The sequence below is a fragment of the Williamsia sp. z71 genome (assembly GCF_059553375.1).
This window is the reverse complement of record NZ_JCANWX010000002.1, coordinates 120500-137962: the sequence shown is the minus strand read 5'-3', so window position 1 is coordinate 137962 and position 17463 is coordinate 120500. Positions and strand designations below refer to the sequence as shown.

Sequence of the window (17463 nt, the reverse complement as noted above, 5' to 3'; positions counted from 1 at the left end):
CGGCCCGGGATCAGGACTTGGCGGCCGCGAACTCACGCACCAGCGCGTCGTCGAACGCCGGAAGGTCGTCGGGGTTGCGGCTGGTGATCAGCACGTTGGGTCCCTTCGTGCAGACCACGACCTCGTCATCGACCCACTGGCCACCGGCGTTGGCGATATCTGTGCGCACGCTCGGGTACGAGGTCAGGGTCCGCCCGCCGACGACGTCGGCCTCCACCAGCGTCCAGGGCGCGTGGCAGATCGCTGCCACCGGCTTGCCCTCGGTGAAGAACGACGCGATGAACTGAACCGCATCGGAGTCGGTACGCAGGTAGTCCGGGTTGGCGACGCCACCCGGCAGCACCAACGCATCGAAGTCGGCTGAGGGGACCTCTGAGACGACGGCATCCACCGCAAAGGTGTCGGCCTTGTCGAGATGGTTGTAGGCCTGGATCTTGCCCGGTTCCGTCGACACCAGGTGCGGAGTGCCGCCGGCGCTGCGGACCGCCTCCCAAGGCTGGGTCAACTCCACCTGTTCGACACCTTCCGGCGCCACGAGAAACGCGATCTGCTGTCCGTCGAGTTCATGTGCCATGTACTTTTCGGTACCCACACCGCAGCCGTCACAAACCCATCGCGACCCCGCGCGGCCCGCCTGGTCGCAAGTCGCCGGGCATCGCTTTTCGGTACCGGGTTCGCAGCGCTACACCGCAACACTGGACGTGATGGGGGTCACAGTTTTACGGTGGGGTATGGCTACCAAGACGTATAGGAAGCAGGTCGTCCACAACTGCCCCGTGTGCGGCCAACACATGGAGGTCGAGGTGCATGAATTCCGCACGTTCGGGGGCGATATCCACAAGACCAAATCAGATCCGGTGTGCACGAACCCGCAGTGCTCCGAGCACCAGTCCTCGACCTGATCGAGGGCGCCCTGGCGCAAACGAGCCGGAATTACGAGGACGAGCCACAAGTTTGTGGCTCGTCCTCGTAATTCCGGCTCGTTTGCAGGTGTGGGCTAAGTGCGGGCGGCGCGGATCAGGTCCGCACAACGTTCACCGACCATCATCACGGTGATGTTGGGGTTCACGGTGGTGTGTTCGGGGAACACAGAGGCGTCCGCCACCCGGAGTCCCTGCACACCTTTGACCCGGAGTTCGGGATCGAGCGGCGAGTCGACGTCGTCGACGGCGCCCATCCGGACGCTACCCGCCAGGTGATAGACGGTGTTGTGCGTGCGCCGGATGTAGTCGGCGAGGTCCTCGTCCGACTGGACGTCGACACCGGGGAACAGTTCGGTTCCCGCCCACGACTGCATCGCCGGTTGCGCGACGATCTCGCGAGCACGCCGAATACCGGCGATCATGATCCGCATGTCGTAACCGTCGGGGTCTGTGAAGTAGCGGGGGTCGACCAGCGGCTTGTCGCGGAAGTCCCGGGTCCGCAGCCGGATGAACCCACGCGAGTGCGCATGGGTGACGTTCGGGGTGAGGACAAAGACGTTTTCCGACGTCGGATACCCCTGCCGAACCGTGTGCATGTCAAAGGGCACGGATCCGTAGTGCATCATCAGGTCGGGACGATCGAGACCATCGTCGACGGTGTCGAAGATCCCGATCTCCCACCATTGCGTCGACTCGGTGGGCATGGGCTGCTTCGCTTCCCACGAGATCACGCCTTCGGGGTGATCCTGCAGATGCGACCCGACTCCCGGCGAATCGACCAGGACCTCGATGTCGAACTCCCGCAGGTGATCTGCCGGACCGATTCCCGACAGCATCAACAGCTTCGGTGAATCCACCGCCCCGGCGGACAACACCACTTCGGCGTTCGCCCGGATCGTCTTGGTGCGGCCGAACTGGTTGTCGACCACATCGACACCCACACAGCGGGTTCCGTCGAAGACGAGTTTCTTGGCGCGCAGCCCGGTCAGCAGTGTGAAGTTGGGCCGATCGGTGATCGGATGAATGTAGGACACCGACGACGACGCACGCGTTCCGTCGGCGCGGCGGTTGATCTGAAAGAAGTTGGCGCCGTGGACGACCGTGGATCCGGTGTTGAACTTCTCGGTCGGGATCCCGGCCTCGGCGGCGGCTTCGAGCAATGCCACACCGCAGGGATCGGCGGGCGGAACGTTCATCAGGTGAACCGGTCCGCTGTCACCGTGGTGCGGATACTGCGGGCCGGCGTCTTCGTTGGTCTCGAGCCGCTTGATCAGCGGCCAGACCGTCTCCTTGTTCCAGCCCGTCGCACCGTATTTCGACTCCCACTCGTCGATGTCCTCGGCGGGCGGCCAGAACGCGATACAGGAGTTGTGCGACGAGCATCCGCCCATCACCCGAGCGCGAGCGTGACGCAGGAACGAGTTGCCGTTCTCCTGCGGCTCGACGACGTAGTCCCAGTCGTAACCGGACTCGAGGAGCTCCATCCACCGGTCCAGTTGCAGCACTTCGGGAATGCCGTGATCGTCGGGGCCGGCCTCGATCAGCGCAACACTGATCGACGGATCTTCCGAGAGTCGCGCCGCCACGGCGCAACCGGCCGAACCGCCACCGACGACGACATAGTCGAAAGCCCGCTCGGTGCTCATTTGCTGCTCTCCGTGCTCGTGTCCTCGAACCAGCCGGTCACGGCCGGTGCGATGTTCTGATACACATGTTTGGCTTCGCGATACTCGCTCAGGCCCGTGGGCCCCAGCTCGCGTCCAACGCCTGATTGACCGAAGCCACCCCACTCCGCCTGTGGGAGATACGGGTGATAGTCGTTGATCCAGATCGTGCCGTGCCGTAACCGGTTCGCCACCCGTTGGGCCTTACCGGCGTCCTGAGTCCAGACCGCACCGGCCAGCCCGTAGACGGTGTCGTTGGCGATTGCCACGGCGTCGTCTTCGTCGGTGAAGGTCTCCACGGTGACCACCGGACCGAATGCCTCGTCGGCCACCACCGACATGCCCCGCTGTACTTGATCCAGCACCGTCGGCAGGTAGTAGTAACCGGCATCGAGATCGGATTCGCCCGATGTGCCGGTGCCGAACTCACCACCGCACCGCAACCGCGCGCCCTCGGCGACACCCTTGCGTATGTAGGCGTCGACCTTCTCCCGATGCGCTGCCGAGATCAACGGGCCGGTCTCGGCCGAGTCGTCGAACGGTCCACCGAGCCGGATCTGCTTCGCCCGGGCTACCAGTGCATCGGTGAATTTCTCGGCGATACTGTCCTGCACGATGATTCGGGCCCCGGCAGAGCAAACCTGCCCGGAATGCACAAACCCGCCGTTGAGTGCGTTGTCGACGGCGGCATCGAAATCGGCGTCGGCGAAGATCACATTCGGATTCTTGCCACCCAACTCGAGGGCAACCTTCTTCACCGTCGCCGCCGCCGCGGCACCGATCAGACGCCCGGTGACCAGCCCTCCGGTGAACGACACCATGTCTACGTCCGGATGTTCCGACAGGGCCGCTCCGGCCCGCGGTCCGGTGCCCGTGACCAGATTGGCCACCCCGGCGGGAAGCCCCAGATCGTCGAAAACCCGCATCATCAAGATCGCGGTATGTGGTGTCAGTTCAGCAGGTTTGAGGATGAACGTGCAGCCGGCCGCCAGGGCAGGTGCCATCTTCCACGCTGCTTGCAGCAATGGGTAGTTCCACGGCGTGATCATCCCGCAGACACCCACCGGTTCGTACTGGATGCGACTGACCACGTCATTACTGCCGGCATCGACCAGCCGACCGGCATCCTGCGCCGCCGCGCGACCGAAGTACTCGAAACAGGCTGCGATGTCGTCCATGTCGATTTCGGACTCGACCAGGCGCTTGCCGGTGTCGAGGGATTCGGCCCGGGCGAACTCTGATTTGCGTTCCCGCAGTGCCGCCGCCACGCGCAGCACGAAGGCGCCGCGTTCGGGTGCGGGCACGAGCGACCACCGGCCGTCGTCGTATGCCTGCCGGGCTGCCGCAATCGCCCGCTCGGTATCTGCCGGCCCGGCGTCACTGACCGTCCCGACCAGCTCGCGCGTCGCGGGACATTCGATGTCGCGGGTGCCCCCGTCGACCGCGGATTCCCACTTACCGTTGATGAACAGGGTTTGTGCGGTCATGACTCCTCTTTGGTGGTCGGTGTGGTGCCTGCTGTTCCGTCTGTGTCGTCTACGACATCGGCCGGGATCGACTCGAAGTCGGTCGACCAATCGAGGACCGGTGCGACGTCGACCGTGGTCGAATCGCCGCCGACGGAGCGATGCAGGAACTCGAGGTGACGTTCATAGTGATCGAGCACATTGCTGATGAGTTGATCCTTGGAGAATCCGAAGACGTCGAACCCGCTGCTGCCGGAGGCCGTGAACACCTCGAGCCGGAAGAACTTGCTCGGGCTCTTCGGTAGCCGTCCATATTGCGGGATCAGGTGTTCGGTCGGATAGACCTGATAGTGGAAGCCCCGCTCCCCCTCATATGCGACATCGAGGTGGTAGGCGTGGATGCCGCACGATTCGACCAGCTGCTCGCCAAACGTCGCTTCCCTTCCGGCAGCGGTCAATTCGTCAGCGACCTCTTGCAGCGCCGGGCCGACCACGGTGCTGACGTACCGCTCGGTCGCGGCAGCATCGGGATATCGCACCGACCGCGCTATGCGCTGCCGCCAGTGCAGCGCGGTTCCGCCCGCGGTCCGGCTGGACAGCACCTTGGGGATCGACAACCGCGCCGACTCCACCCAGTGTTGTTCCACCTGAAGCGCTTTGAACAACCCCAGCATGATGAAAACGATCACGACGGCAAACGGGACGCCCATGATGATCGTGGCGTTCTGCAACGTGGTGATGCCGCCGATCAACAACATCGCAAAGGTCAGCAGGCCGGTGGCCGCGGCCCAGAAGATCCGCACCCAGGCCGGTCCGTCGGACTCGTTGTCCGGCATCCGCGAACTGAAGTGCGACATCACCAGGGCCCCGGAATCTGCACTGGTGACGTAGAACAGCAACCCGGTCAACGTGGCGACGACGATCAGGAAGGGTGCGGCCGGATATTCCTCGAGCAGACCGTAGAACGCCTCCTCGGGCACGTTCACCGCCGTCTCACCGAATTCGGTGTTGCCCCCGCGGACCAGTTCGATCGCACTGTTTCCGAAGACCGAGATCCACAGCAGGATGAACAGGAACGGAACGGTCAACGTGCCGAGCACGAACTGCCGGATCGTCCGTCCACGGGAGATCCGGGCCAGGAACAAACCGACAAACGGGGCCCAGGCAATCCACCAGGCCCAGAAGAAGAGGGTCCAGGACGACAGCCATTCATCGGGCCGGTCGTAGGCGAACGTGTCGAGGGTCATGCCGGGGAACCGGCTGATGAAGTCGCCGGTGTTCTGCACGATCCCGTCGAACAGGTATGCGGTGGAACCCGCGATCAGAATGAAGAGCATCAGGCCCACTGCGACGATCACATTGAGCTCGGACAACCGGCGCACACCCTTGTCGATGCCGGAAACCGCTGACACCGTGGCGATCAGGACGGCGATCGCGATCAGTCCGGCCTGCGCCCACGTGCCTCGTTCGATTCCGAATAGTTCGTCGAGGCCGACATTGAGTTGTGCCACACCGATTCCCAGGCTGGTCGCCAATCCGAAGATCGCACCGAGCAGGGCGGCGATGTCGACGAAGTTGCCGAGTCCACCCTCGACCCGCTTCCCGAAGATTGGGTACAGGGCCGAGCGGATACTCAACGGGAGATTGTGCCGGTAGGCGAAATAGCCCAGCGCCATACCGATCAGCGCATAGAGCGCCCAGCCGATGATGCCGTAGTGAAACAGCGTCCACGTCAACGCCTGTCGAGCCGCTTCTGTTGTCTCACCGTCACCGACCGGTGGCGCGAGATACTGCGTGACCGGTTCGGCGACCGAGAAGAACATGAGGTCGATACCGATTCCGGCGGCAAACAACATGGCCGTCCAGGAGAACAGGTTGTAGACCGGCTTCGAGTGGTCGGGCCCGAGTTTCACCCGGCCCACCGATGACAACGCCGCCCACACCACGAAGGCGAGGACAACGGTCACCAGGAGGATGTAGAACCAGCCGAGGTTGGTGGCGACCCAGCTCACTGCGGTGCCGATGACGTCGTCGGCGCCCTCCTGGTCGATCAGCGCCCAGACGATGATCCCGATGATCCCGACACTGGAACCGATGAAGACCGGCCAGTTCACCGTGACCTTCTGTTGCGATTTGGTCGATGTGTCCGAACCGCCAGGTGGAGCGGGACTCTGCGGGTTATCGGTAAAAATGGCCATAGCGCGTCCTCAAGTGGTTGTTGTCCGAAAGCTTTGTCGGGGTCAAACCAAAATCAGTCTTTGTTTTCTCTGGCAAATCATCGGTTAACAACGTAGCAGTGCGCGTAGTCCGGTTTCCGGGGGTTCGCGACAAGCAACAGGTCAGACCCCACCCCTGGAACAACGATCACATCGAGGTACCGGTGTGATCACGAACCCAGATGCGATCGGTAGTGTCGTTCGCCGTGAAAGCTCAGCGCGGCGCCATCCGAATCGCGCCGTCGAGGCGGATCGTCTCGCCGTTGACATACCCGTTCTGCAGCAACGTCAGTGCCATCCCCGCATAGTCTCCGGGGTCGCCGAGACGCTTGGGGAACGGGACATCCGCGGCAAGCCCTTCGCGGATGTCGTCGCGCAGGCGGGCAAGCATCGGTGTGTCGAAGATGCCTGGGGCGATGGTGTTGACCCGGATACCCACACTGGCGAGGTCACGTGCCGACACGAGCGTCATACCGTGGACCGCCGCTTTGGATGCGGTATACGACGTTTGCCCGATCTGTCCATCGAAGGCCGCGACCGATGCGGTCAGCACGATAGCGCCCCGCTCCCCGTCGATCGGTTCGTTGCGCGCGATGCGGGACGCTGCCAACCGCAGCACGTTGTAGGTGCCGACGAGGTTGACCTCGATGACATTTCGGAAGCTCTCGAGCGAGGCCGGGTTCTTGTCCCGGTCGAGAATCCGCATCCGGTCTCCGCCGCGGCCTGCGCAGTGCACAGCCCCACGTAGCGGCCCATGGACTTCGGCTGCGTCGAGCGCCTCGGTGAACGACACCTCGTCCGTGATGTCTGCGGGCACGAACAGCGCCGCGTCGCCGAGCCCGTCGGCGGTTGCCGCTCCCTCAGATGTCGCCAGATCCGTGATCACCACTCGCCCACCGCCTTCGACGATCGCAGCAGCGGTCGCAGCACCGAGACCGGAGGCCCCGCCCGTGACGAGGAAGGTGTTGTCTTTCAGTCGCATGGAAGTGCCAGACTCTCTTTCGGAACCGCTGTCAGCGCGAGGTTGTTACTTACCACGCAAACAGGTCATGGCTGGTCGCTTCGGCGGTTCCGCCGAGGTGTCGATCTCCGAATCCTTTTGCGATCGCGCTGACTTCGCCGGCCTTCAGGTGCGGCGGGTGGTTGGGGTCAGGCGTGCCATCCCGCGAAGGATCCACGGCGTCCGCCGCGCCATCATCCCCACGGCGAGGTCCGTTCGGCGCATCGCAGCGCGAGGACCGGGGGTTGAGGTGGACGCCAGTGCGGCCTCGGCAGAACCCGGCCGCGCATCGTGCCGATCGACCGCCAGGAGTTGCCACCTGCCGGGCACACCGCGCAACTCGACGCTGCCACGCAACTCAAAGCTGGTGCCCGAGCCGACGACCAGGTCACGAACGGTACCGGAGACCAGGATGTCCCCGGGGCCGGCATGGCCGAGGATCCGCGCCGCGATGTGTACGGCGAGTCCCCCGATGTCGTTGTCGAGTAGTTCGCATTCCCCGGTGTGGATTCCGGCGCGGATCTCGATCCCCAGCGTCTCGGAATCAGAACGCAACGCCTCGGCACATCTGATGGCCTGAGTTGGACCGTCGAACGTCACGAGGTGCCCATCACCGGTGCTCTTGACCAACGTGCCGCTGGACCGTTCCGTGACGGCGGCAGTCATCTCACCAAACCGCGTCAGCACCGCGCGCCATCTCTCGTCGCCCGCCGCCGCCGCATGTCGGGTGGAGGCAACCATGTCGGTGAACAACACGGTGCGCAACGCGCGATGGGATTGGGCAGGCGCGGCATGGCCACCGGTGAGAAACTCCTCGATCGCCGCCAAGATCTGGTCGGGACCGGTGACCCAGGGAGCGTGGTCGATGCCGTCGACCTCGAGCCACTGCGCGCCGAGGATGTGGTCGGCGATGTAGCGACCGCATTGCATGGGCATGCAGTCGTCACGAGCGTGAATGACCAAGGTAGGTGAGTCAATCGTCGGCAAGACGGTCCGTATGTCCATCCGAAACACCGATTCCGCTGTAGCCCGTACCATTCCGGGGCTTGCGCTCATCCGCTCGAACATTGCGAGCTGGCGTATCGACCGGGTTGACGGGAACATGCACCTGGCCGCCGCACCGGTGCCCCACTCCGAACGCGTCGCGCGTCCGAGCTCCTGAAGGCGGACGATCTGCTCGGTCGACGGCAGGTAATCCGCGCCGGTGCCGGACAAATCCTCACCGGCATCGGATACGAGGCGTTTTCTCACCTCGGCCGGATCCCGATCGATGTCGTCCCAACCGGTTGCCATGAACGGGTAGGTGCCGTAGAGGATCAACGCTCGCGTTCGCTCCGGTCGTTTCGCCGCGAACACGATCGAGGCCGTGCCACCCTCGCTCATTCCGAAGAGGGAAGCCTCTCCGAAGCCGGCGGCGTCCATGACGGCTTCGATCTCGGTCACCCGATCATCCAGTGTGCGAACTTTCGCCACCGGGTCCGACAGCCCGACCCCTGCCTTGTCGAACAAGAGGATGCGACAGAACGTGGCGAGCTGGTCGAAGAAGGACTTGAACTCGGGCAGGGTCCAGAACAGCTCGATATGGCTGACGAATGGCCCGACAAAGACCAGGTCGACGGGCCCGTCGCCGAACACCTGGTAGGCCAGACTCAGCTCGCCGCAGGCCGCGTACGAGGTTTCTGGCACGAACCTGATCCTACGGTTCCGGAACGCTACAGACAACGACATGAGATCGGTCCACGACGTCCTCGACTCGGCCCTGACCACGAAATGTAGTTCTGCACAACATAATCCGATGCTGATAGTCTCACGCGACGTTCTGGTTGCTGCAACCCTCAGGGTGCCGGTGCGCGGCCCCAGCGCACCGAACATAGTCTGAAGTCCCATCGTCCGCGCGCGTCGAGTCCGCCCGCCACCCCGAGCCGACCGAAGGAATCCCAATGTCGATCCGAAGCCTGAACCACGCGGTGTTGTTCGTTTCCGACGTCAAGCGGAGCGCAGAGTTCTATTGCGACGTACTCGGATTCGAACGGCTGCCCATCGACTTCCCCGGCGGCGCGTTCCTCCGTGGCAGCGGATCGGCCAACGACCACGATCTCGGCCTGTTCCAGGCCTCCGGTCCACGGGCCGCCGACGGTTCGGTGGGCCTCTACCACCTCGCCTGGGAAGTGGAGACCCTGCGTGAACTCGCGCGGGCCCGCGACCGGCTCCAGGCGGCGGGCGCGCTGAGCGGGGCGTCGAATCACGCGGCAACGAAGGCCCTGTACGGCCGGGACCCCGACGGACTCGAGTTCGAGGTCACCTGGCTGGTGCCTGATTCCCGACTCGATGAGGAGCTCGTGCCGGGCGTGGCACCGACCCGCCCCCTGGACCTTGCCGCCGAGATCGGGCGATATGGCGCCGACACCCCAGGCGGTCCCCGGTCGGACCGAGAGCTGATGATGCGGACCATGGCACGTCTGGCCCGCCCCTAACGGACCATCCGCACGGCCAGTTCGCCGTAGGTCTCACCCAAGGCCACCGGATCGCGATGGGTCCGGGTCGGGAACCACCGGCAGACGTCGACACAGAGCGACGACAACGCGAGCACCACGTCGTCCGCTGGAGCCACGGTGAACTCTCCTGAGTCGACACCCCGACCGACGATCGCCGCGAGAACCTCGGAGGTGTCGCGGCGGATCGCGGTGATCGTCCGGTAGTGCTCCCGGGTCAGTTCGTGCAGTTCGTACTGCACGACCTTCGCCAATTGGTGGTGCTCGGCCTGCCATCGCGCAAACTCCCGCACCACAGCTCGGAGCCGATCGCTGTCGGAGCGCCCGGGATCGTCCACCGCACGCAGCGCCGTCAGTACACCTCGGTGCCCTTCCAGTGAAATTGCGTACAGCAGTTCTTCTTTCGACCCGAAGTGGGGATACATCGCGGCCGGGCTCAGGCCGAGGCGTTTGGCGATCTCCCGGGTCGAGGTGCCGGCGTAGCCCTGTTCGGCGAACGACGCGATCGCCGCCTGACGGATCCGTTCCGCCGCGGCCGAACCGCTTGCCTTCGTCACAGCCACGTGGCGCCCCCCTCGCTCCCGGCGATCGCAGGCCGGTTGACCCGATCGCACCACCGAGGGCATCATAAGCGAACGCTTAGAAAATAAGCGACCGCTTGGTTTCGAAGGAGTCCCATGGCAGCCCCACTCTCCCGTCGCGACCTCGAGTTCCTGCTCTACGAGTGGCTCGACGTCGAGAAGCTGACGACTCGCGACCGGTTCGCAGAGCACTCTCGGGAGACCTTCGACGCAATCCTGGAACTGAGCGAAGACCTCGCCACCAAGCGATTTGCCCCGGTCAACAAGATCGGCGACCAGAACGAACCGTTTGTCGGGGACGACGGCAAGGTGGTGCTGCCGGACGGCATCGGGGACGGCATCGACGAGTTCGTCAAAGCCGGACTGCTGACGGGCTCGTTCGACGAATCCCTGGGCGGCATGCAACTGCCGACCGTGGTCAACAGGGCGGCGATGGCGTGGTTCCAGGCGGCCAACGCGGCGATGTCGTCCTACACGTTCCTCACCGTCGGCAACGCCAACCTCCTTGCCGAGTACGGCTCCCCGGAACAGATCGACACCTGGGTCCGGCCCATGGTCGAGGGCCGCTACTTCGGCACGATGTGCCTGTCCGAACCACAGGCCGGTTCGTCGCTCGCCGATATCACCACCAAGGCCGAACCGATCTCCGACGGCACCTATCGGATCACCGGCAACAAGATGTGGATCTCGGCAGGTGATCACGAACTATCCGAGAACATCGTCCACCTGGTGCTGGCGAAGGCACCCGGCGGTGGACCCGGGGTCAAGGGGATCTCGCTGTTCGTCGTGCCCAAGTATCTGGCCGACGGCACCCGCAACGATGTCGCACTCGTCGGACTCAACCACAAGATGGGCAACCGCGCGACCACGAACACCCTGCTGAACTTCGGCGACGGAACACACTCCCCGACAACCGAATCCGGAGCGGTGGGCTACCTCGTCGGTGAAGAGCATCGTGGCCTGTCGTACATGTTCCACATGATGAACGAGGCCCGGATCGGAGTGGGGTTTCTGGCCACCTCTCTGGGCTACGCCGGATATCTCGCCTCGCTCGAATACGCCAAGGTGCGGGCACAGGGCCGTCCCGTCGATCAGAAGGACCCGGCGTCGCGGCCCGTCCCGATCATCGAGCACGCCGACGTCAAGCGGATGCTGCTGGCCCAGAAGTCCTATGTCGAAGGCGCTCTCGCCCTCGGTCTCTACTGCAGCAAACTGGTCGACGAGCAGACCACCAGCGCCGGCGACGACCGGGATCGCGCCGGCCTCCTTCTCGATGTCCTCACCCCCATCGCAAAGAGCTGGCCGTCCCAGTGGTGCCTGGAGGCGAACAGCCTCGCGATCCAGGTCCTCGGCGGCTACGGGTACACCAAGGAATTCGACGTCGAGCAGTACTACCGCGACAACCGCCTGAACCCGATCCACGAAGGCGCACACGGAATCCACGGACTCGACCTCCTGGGCCGCAAGGTCATCATGCAGGGCGGAGCCGGGCTCACGCAGCTAGCCGAGACCATCGGTGACACCATCGACCGTGCCGCCGACAACGGTGCCGCCACCGGCTACGCGGCCGATCTGCGAACCGCTCTGGACCAGTTGGTCACCACGACCACCACCGTCTGGTCCGCGGGTGATCCCGCGCTCGCCCTGGCCAACGCAACTGCCTACCTCGAGGCCGCCGGCCACATCGTGATCGCCTGGATGTGGCTCGAACAGCTATTGGCGGTCGACGCCAAGACCGGCGACTTCTACGACGGCAAACGCGCTGCGGCCCAATATTTCTTCCGCTACGAGTTGCCCAAGACCGCCGCGCAGCTATCGCTGGTCGCCTCACTCGACCGCACCACGCTCGATGCCCAGCCGGGCTGGTTCTGACCACCGGCGGTCGGTACACAGAACACAGATGTCAATCCGGTGACGCCACCACCACCGGCGAAGTCGAGAGTTACAGGAGCACAATGCGTTACGTTGCAGTCGGCGACAGCTTCACCGAGGGAGTCGGCGACGAACCCGATGGCGTGAACACCCGCGGGTGGGCAGACCTCGTCGCGGCCGGTCTTGCTGCCGAACACGGCAGTATCGACTATGCGAACCTCGCGATCAGGGGTCGCCTGCTCGCGCCGATCGCGACCGAGCAGATCGACGCCGCGCTGTCGATGGACCCGCTCCCGACGCTGCTCACGTTCAACGGCGGCGGCAACGACATGTTGCGCCGGGGCAGCGACCTGCCGGGCCTCATCGAACTGACCCGTACCGCGGTGCGGCGGTGCCGCGATGCCGGGATCGAGGTCGTGCTGCTCGCCGGCGCGGATCCGTCCGACGGACTGCCCATGCGCGAGACGATCCGCGGACGCGGCGAATACCTGACCACAGAGGTCGCCGCCCTCGCTCATGCCGAAGACATCACGTTCGTGGACATGTTCCACGACAGCGAGATCCGCCGAGCGGTCTATTGGTCCGACGATCGCCTGCACCTGAACCCGATCGGACATCAACGGGTCGCCGCCCATGTTCTTCGCGCACTCGGCGTCCACACGATCCCGGTCCCCGACCGACCCACAGATGCCGACAAACGCCGAATCATCGAGAACATGCGTTTTGTTCGCAGCCATCTGGCGCCGTGGGCAGTGCGACGCCTACGCGGACGCTCCTCCGGCGACAATCGTTGCGCCAAGCACCCGAACTGGGTGACCCTCAACGCCTCCGACCTCCCCTGGTCCGCCAATACCCTCTGACACCCGCTGACGCCGCGGACACCCGACCGCGCCCCTCCGTCGAGCGTGCCGATAACGCCGTCAAGCGTGCCAAAGTTGCTGGCGGATAGCCATTTTCGGCACGGTGAACGGGTATTTCGGCACGGTCGGCGGCGGGTGGGGCAGGTCAGGGCAGGGCAGGTCAGATCTGTGCGCCCACCCGGTAGCCCTCGGCGATGGCGTGACTCAGCCGCCGTGGAGTGACACAGTCGCCGATGATGCTGATGCTCTCCCCCGGTACGAGCCCGAACGCCGATTCCGCCACCCGCGGCTGATGCCACACCGTCAGCGCCGGACCGGTCTCGATGTCACCGGCGCCGAACAACGGCCGCAAAAGCACTGATTCCGAGGCGTTTTCGGGCACCACCAACGTGTGGCCGATCCGGAACTCGACGCCGGCTGCACCCAATCGGGTCAACAGCGGTCCGGCACTTTCCGCCGGAACCCTCGTGGCCAGTCCGGTCAACGGCGTGGCCAACGTGACATGCCAGCCCTGCTGCACCAACGCCTCGGCGGCGCTGTAGGCAGGCCAGAAACCGTCACCCTCGTCGTAGACCACCGCACGTTTACCCGGCACGTCCGGGAGTTGGCCCAGCAGGACCTCATCCACCGTGGCCGACGGACGGTCACCGAGCACAACCGGTGGCGCAGCCGCCCGCGAACCGGTGGCCACCACCACGTGATCGGCCATCGCCCGGATCTCTTCGAGATCGCCCGCGTCGATACCGGCGGCCAGGTTGACGTCGACCTTCAGACGCTTGAGTTCGAGTTGCAGGTAGTCGATGGCATCGATGAAGGTCGCCCGATGTGGCGAGGCGGCAGCGATACGCGCCGAACCACCCAGGGCCGGCTCCTTCTCGAAGACGGTGACCCGATGACCGCGGCCGGCGGCGACACGGGCCGCCTCGAGGCCGGCTGGTCCACCGCCGATCACGTAGACCTCCTTGACCTTTGGCGCCGGTACGCCCACCCGAGGGTCCCGCCCGCGTCCGACCTCCGCGTTGACCGCACAGTGCAGATGCGGGTCGAATGCCCGGCAGTCCTGGTTGATTCCGAGGCAGCCGCGAATCTCGGTCAGCCGTCCGGTTTCCGACTTCACCGGCAGATCGGGATCGGCGATCAGCGCGCGGGCCATCCCGACCATGTCGGCGTGACCGGATTTGATGATGTGGTCGGCGGTGGCCGCATCCCGGATCCGTTGGCCGACCAACGTCGGCAGCCCCGTCGCCGCCCGGACCCGCGACGCCGACGGCACCGCAACGGCATCCGGATTGGTCGAGTCCTTGACGTACTTGCCACGGGTGCCGTGGGTGATGCTGAAGTAGTCGACCCCGAGTTCGGCAAGGTTCTCCGCGATGCGCACGCAGTCGTCGATGTCCATGCCACCGGGGATCTCCTCTTCCCCACTGAGCCGTACCCCGAACACGAAACCGTCCGGGACCACCGACCGCATCGCCTCGATCACCAGCCGCGGGAACCGCATCCGGTTCTCGAAGGATCCACCGAAGCCATCGGTCCGCCGATTGGTCAGCGGTGACATGAACTGGGCCGGGAGATAGCCGTGTGCGGCGTGGACCTCGACACCATCGGCCCCGGCCTTCACCAGGTTCTCGGTCGAGATCCGCCAGCCCTCGATGATGCTCTCGATCTCCGGCACCGTCAGTTCGTGGGGCGGATAGGCGTCGCGCACGGTCTTGATCGCCGACGGTGCGGACGGCGGCGAATCGGACTCCCCGCCGATGAACTCCCGTCCGAGATGACACAACTGGCCGATGAATCGCGCACCGTGTCGGTGGATGATGTCCGCCTTGGCGGCGGCAGCGGGTACGAACTCGTCGATGTAGGCCTCGACGAGTTTCCTCGACCGCAGGGTCGTCGTGGGGTGCACCACCGTCGCACCACCGATGATCAGACCGACGCCACCGGCGGCGAGCCGCCCGAAATGCTCGGTGTCACCGTGGGTGGGAACGCCGTCCTGCGCCATGCTCGTCCCGGCCGGGAGCGCGACGAGACGGTTCTTCAGGGTCACCCCACCGATCGCAAAAGGCGAGAAGAGATGCGTGAACTCGCTGCTCATGGTCTCTCTTTCGATCATGACTGAGGGCTGCGGTCATGCCGACCCCAGCCGATGCACTAATTGAACTGAACTCAACTCTAGTGCATGGAAGTGGGGTGGGTCACGTTCCCCACCTGCGGCGGCGGGGGCTGCACCGTAGACGTTCGCGCCCGGAGATGGTCAGAGTTCCTAAGACTCTTTCGAACGACACTTCGGCGACGAACAATGGGAAGTGTCCAGCCCTCAACGGGAGGACCGGATACCGCATAGGAGGCACCGATGAAGGCACTCGTGTATCACGGACCCGGCAAGAAGTCGTGGGACGACGTCCCCGACCCGACAATCAAACAGCCGACCGATGTGATCGTGAAGATCGACACGACCACGATCTGCGGCACGGATCTGCACATCCTCAAGGGCGACGTCCCAGCGGTTGTCGAGGGGCGCATCCTCGGCCATGAGGGCGTGGGCACCATCACCGAGGTCGGGGGCGCGGTCACCACGCTGGCCGCCGGGGATCGGGTCATCCTCTCGTGCGTCAGCGCCTGCGGACGATGCAGCTTCTGCAAGAAGGGCGTGTACTCGCATTGCCAGGCCGACGAGGGCGCCCCCGGTATCGGCTGGATCTTCGGGCATCTCATCGACGGAACCCAGGCGGAGTACGTCCGGGTGCCGTTCGCGGAGACCTCGGTGTACAAGCTGCCCGACGGGGTCAGCGACGCCGAAGGTGTGTTGCTCTCGGACATCTTGCCCACCGGACACGAGATCGGGGTGCAATACGGCCGGGTGAAGCCGGGTGATGTGGTGGCAGTGGTCGGTGCCGGACCGGTCGGTCTGGCGGCGATGCTCACCGCAGGCCTCTACGGCCCCTCCCGGATCATCGCCATCGATCTGGACGCGAATCGTGTCACCGAGGCGAAGAAGTTCGGGGCCACCGACGGGGTGGTGGCCGGCGACTCGGACTGGAAAGAACAGGTTTTGGCGCTCACGGACGGACTCGGGGTCGACGTCGCGATCGAAGCCGTCGGCATCCCCGCCACCTTCACCATGTGCCTCGACATCGTGCGTCCGGCGGGAACCGTCGCGAACGTCGGCGTACACGGCACCGGGGTGAACCTCCCGCTCGACTCCCTGTGGATCTCGAACATCGACATCTCCATGGGGCTGGTCAACACCAATACCACCGACACGCTGCTGAAAATGGTCGCGTCGAAGAAGCTCGACGCCACACCGTTTGTCTCCCACACCTTTGCGCTGACCGACATTCTCGAGGCCTATGACGTGTTCGGCCGGGCAGCGGAGACGAAAGCGCTGAAGGTTGTGCTGACCACCTGACCCCCAGGAGCCGGCCGCCAAAGCCGTCAGGTCGCCCGTTTGATCGTCAGGCCTGACATCGCCGATATGGAGCCGCTGACGTTGATGACCGATCCTCCCGGGCGGATCGGCGGGCCACCTTTGTCCTTCAGGCTCGACCAGCCGGACTTGGTGAGTGCTGAGTAGCGGATCTCCTGATCGGGCCCGATCCGGATCTTGACCGTGCTCGTGGACACCTGCAACTGCACGTTGACCAGCGGTTCGGGAAATGTCGCGTTGGTGAAGTCGAGGTCGATGGTGCCCATCGAGCCGGTGATGAGGATGTTCGGCGGAACTGCCCATACGCCCTTGCGTCGCACCGTCTCCCAATCCGCACCAAGGACCACCGGGCCGGCCGGGACCACAGGCTTTTCGACGGGTACCACGGCGGCGACGGACGGCGAGTCGAGGAACAGATGTCCGGCGACCGGCAGGTGCTCGAGTACCGCACGAAGGTCACCTCGAGTTCTCGCCCGATACACCGCTCCCGCGCGGTCCTCGAACTCGCCAATTTCCAGATACCCGTCCGAAAACGCGCTGTTGAGCAAAGCGATGGCCCGCTCACGTTCCGGGTTGCCCACCCGCACCTCGTCGTCAGAATGATCCTCGGCCATGCCAGACACTCTAGGAGACCGGACATCGATGCCGCTCCGGCCGAGCCCGGTCGTTCGCTCCGGGGTACGAGAGGCTTCCCTGCGCTGAATTCCGATCTGTGACCTCAGCTCGTCATGAGCTCGTCGATCTGGTCGATCGACACCGTGGCACCTTCGATGAAGCCCATGTCGAGCATCTTCTGGAGGTCTGCTGCGCTGTCGTAGGTGTTGATATATGTGGCGACGGTCTTGCCGTCCTCCTCGGAGAACGTGTACGTATTCCGGGACACGGGCATATCGGTGACCGGATTGAGGTCGCATCGGCGAAACCGTCGAGGAACGTCAGGCAATCCCTGGATGAACCGTCGC

The 17463-nt window shown here is 64.7% G+C and carries 14 protein-coding genes; 4 read left to right on the top strand and 10 right to left on the bottom strand.

The features are described 5' to 3' along the window. Nucleotides 1–10: 10 nt before the first annotated feature. The 6 genes from AC51GR_RS04725 to AC51GR_RS04700 all read right to left on the bottom strand — a co-directional run bounded on the left by AC51GR_RS04725 (nt 11) and on the right by AC51GR_RS04700 (nt 8955). A complete protein-coding gene (locus tag AC51GR_RS04725) occupies nt 11–574 on the bottom strand; it encodes a type 1 glutamine amidotransferase domain-containing protein (RefSeq protein WP_496323460.1) in 564 nt (187 codons plus the stop codon). Between the two features lie 423 nt (nt 575–997). Next, nucleotides 998–2569 (bottom strand): GMC family oxidoreductase, encoded by a 1572-nt coding sequence (locus AC51GR_RS04720; protein WP_496323459.1) that lies wholly within the window; start codon nt 2567–2569, stop codon nt 998–1000. Then, on the bottom strand, nt 2566–4074 hold the full coding sequence (locus AC51GR_RS04715) for an aldehyde dehydrogenase family protein (protein ID WP_496323458.1): 1509 nt from the start codon (nt 4072–4074) through the stop codon (nt 2566–2568). The genes AC51GR_RS04720 and AC51GR_RS04715 overlap by 4 nt, the downstream gene beginning before the upstream one ends. After that, entirely contained in the window at nt 4071–6251 is a 2181-nt protein-coding gene (gene betT, locus AC51GR_RS04710) for a choline BCCT transporter BetT (protein WP_496323457.1), read from the bottom strand. Before betT ends, AC51GR_RS04715 begins: the two co-directional genes overlap by 4 nt. A gap of 232 nt (nt 6252–6483) precedes the next feature. Continuing rightward, nucleotides 6484–7251, bottom strand: a complete 768-nt coding sequence (locus AC51GR_RS04705; RefSeq protein WP_496323456.1) for an SDR family NAD(P)-dependent oxidoreductase — start codon at nt 7249–7251, stop codon at nt 6484–6486. A 144-nt stretch (nt 7252–7395) separates the two neighbouring features. Next, a complete protein-coding gene (locus AC51GR_RS04700) occupies nt 7396–8955 on the bottom strand; it encodes an adenylate/guanylate cyclase domain-containing protein (RefSeq protein WP_496323455.1) in 1560 nt (519 codons plus the stop codon). 254 nt (nt 8956–9209) lie between these two features. On the opposite strand from AC51GR_RS04700, the gene AC51GR_RS04695 reads away from it, so the two are divergent. Then, on the top strand, nt 9210–9743 hold the full coding sequence (locus tag AC51GR_RS04695) for a VOC family protein (protein WP_496323454.1): 534 nt from the start codon (nt 9210–9212) through the stop codon (nt 9741–9743). Here the strand turns inward: AC51GR_RS04695 and AC51GR_RS04690 are convergent. Then, nucleotides 9740–10324 (bottom strand): TetR/AcrR family transcriptional regulator, encoded by a 585-nt coding sequence (locus tag AC51GR_RS04690; protein WP_496323453.1) that lies wholly within the window; start codon nt 10322–10324, stop codon nt 9740–9742. The two genes, AC51GR_RS04695 and AC51GR_RS04690, sit on opposite strands and share 4 nt — an antisense overlap. Nucleotides 10325–10438: 114 nt before the next feature. Between AC51GR_RS04690 and AC51GR_RS04685 the strand changes: the two genes are divergently transcribed. Together AC51GR_RS04685 and AC51GR_RS04680 are read left to right on the top strand one after the other, a co-directional pair. Next, on the top strand, nt 10439–12214 hold the full coding sequence (locus tag AC51GR_RS04685; RefSeq protein WP_496323452.1) for an acyl-CoA dehydrogenase: 1776 nt from the start codon (nt 10439–10441) through the stop codon (nt 12212–12214). Between the two features lie 83 nt (nt 12215–12297). Continuing rightward, nucleotides 12298–13074, top strand: a complete 777-nt coding sequence (locus AC51GR_RS04680) for an SGNH/GDSL hydrolase family protein (protein WP_496323451.1) — start codon at nt 12298–12300, stop codon at nt 13072–13074. Between the two features lie 160 nt (nt 13075–13234). Here the strand turns inward: AC51GR_RS04680 and AC51GR_RS04675 are convergent, their stop codons facing one another. Continuing rightward, nucleotides 13235–15169, bottom strand: a complete 1935-nt coding sequence (locus tag AC51GR_RS04675) for an oxidoreductase (RefSeq protein WP_496323450.1) — start codon at nt 15167–15169, stop codon at nt 13235–13237. A 258-nt stretch (nt 15170–15427) separates the two neighbouring features. On the opposite strand from AC51GR_RS04675, the gene AC51GR_RS04670 reads away from it, so the two are divergent. After that, the gene (locus AC51GR_RS04670; RefSeq protein ID WP_496323449.1) at nt 15428–16483 is read left to right on the top strand and encodes a zinc-dependent alcohol dehydrogenase family protein; all 1056 of its coding nucleotides are present in this window, start codon (nt 15428–15430) and stop codon (nt 16481–16483) included. Nucleotides 16484–16509: 26 nt separating this feature from the next. Here the strand turns inward: AC51GR_RS04670 and AC51GR_RS04665 are convergent, their stop codons facing one another. After that, a complete protein-coding gene (locus AC51GR_RS04665) occupies nt 16510–17115 on the bottom strand; it encodes a DUF1707 SHOCT-like domain-containing protein (protein ID WP_496323448.1) in 606 nt (201 codons plus the stop codon). Nucleotides 17116–17219: 104 nt separating this feature from the next. Beyond that, nucleotides 17220–17390, bottom strand: coding sequence for an SRPBCC family protein (locus AC51GR_RS04660; RefSeq protein ID WP_496323447.1), 171 nt, complete (start codon nt 17388–17390; stop codon nt 17220–17222). Nucleotides 17391–17463 lie beyond the last annotated feature (73 nt).

Coding starts and splice junctions, on each gene's coding strand:
- AC51GR_RS04720 (WP_496323459.1), bottom strand. CDS start 2,569: ATGAGCACCGAGCGGGCTTTCGACTATGTCGTCGTCGGTGGCGGTTCG.
- AC51GR_RS04660 (WP_496323447.1), bottom strand. CDS start 17,390: ATGCCCGTGTCCCGGAATACGTACACGTTCTCCGAGGAGGACGGCAAG.
- AC51GR_RS04665 (WP_496323448.1), bottom strand. CDS start 17,115: ATGGCCGAGGATCATTCTGACGACGAGGTGCGGGTGGGCAACCCGGAA.
- AC51GR_RS04680 (WP_496323451.1), top strand. CDS start 12,298: ATGCGTTACGTTGCAGTCGGCGACAGCTTCACCGAGGGAGTCGGCGAC.
- AC51GR_RS04675 (WP_496323450.1), bottom strand. CDS start 15,169: ATGAGCAGCGAGTTCACGCATCTCTTCTCGCCTTTTGCGATCGGTGGG.
- AC51GR_RS04695 (WP_496323454.1), top strand. CDS start 9,210: ATGTCGATCCGAAGCCTGAACCACGCGGTGTTGTTCGTTTCCGACGTC.
- AC51GR_RS04715 (WP_496323458.1), bottom strand. CDS start 4,074: ATGACCGCACAAACCCTGTTCATCAACGGTAAGTGGGAATCCGCGGTC.
- AC51GR_RS04685 (WP_496323452.1), top strand. CDS start 10,439: ATGGCAGCCCCACTCTCCCGTCGCGACCTCGAGTTCCTGCTCTACGAG.
- AC51GR_RS04725 (WP_496323460.1), bottom strand. CDS start 574: ATGGCACATGAACTCGACGGACAGCAGATCGCGTTTCTCGTGGCGCCG.
- betT (WP_496323457.1), bottom strand. CDS start 6,251: ATGGCCATTTTTACCGATAACCCGCAGAGTCCCGCTCCACCTGGCGGT.
- AC51GR_RS04705 (WP_496323456.1), bottom strand. CDS start 7,251: ATGCGACTGAAAGACAACACCTTCCTCGTCACGGGCGGGGCCTCCGGT.
- AC51GR_RS04670 (WP_496323449.1), top strand. CDS start 15,428: ATGAAGGCACTCGTGTATCACGGACCCGGCAAGAAGTCGTGGGACGAC.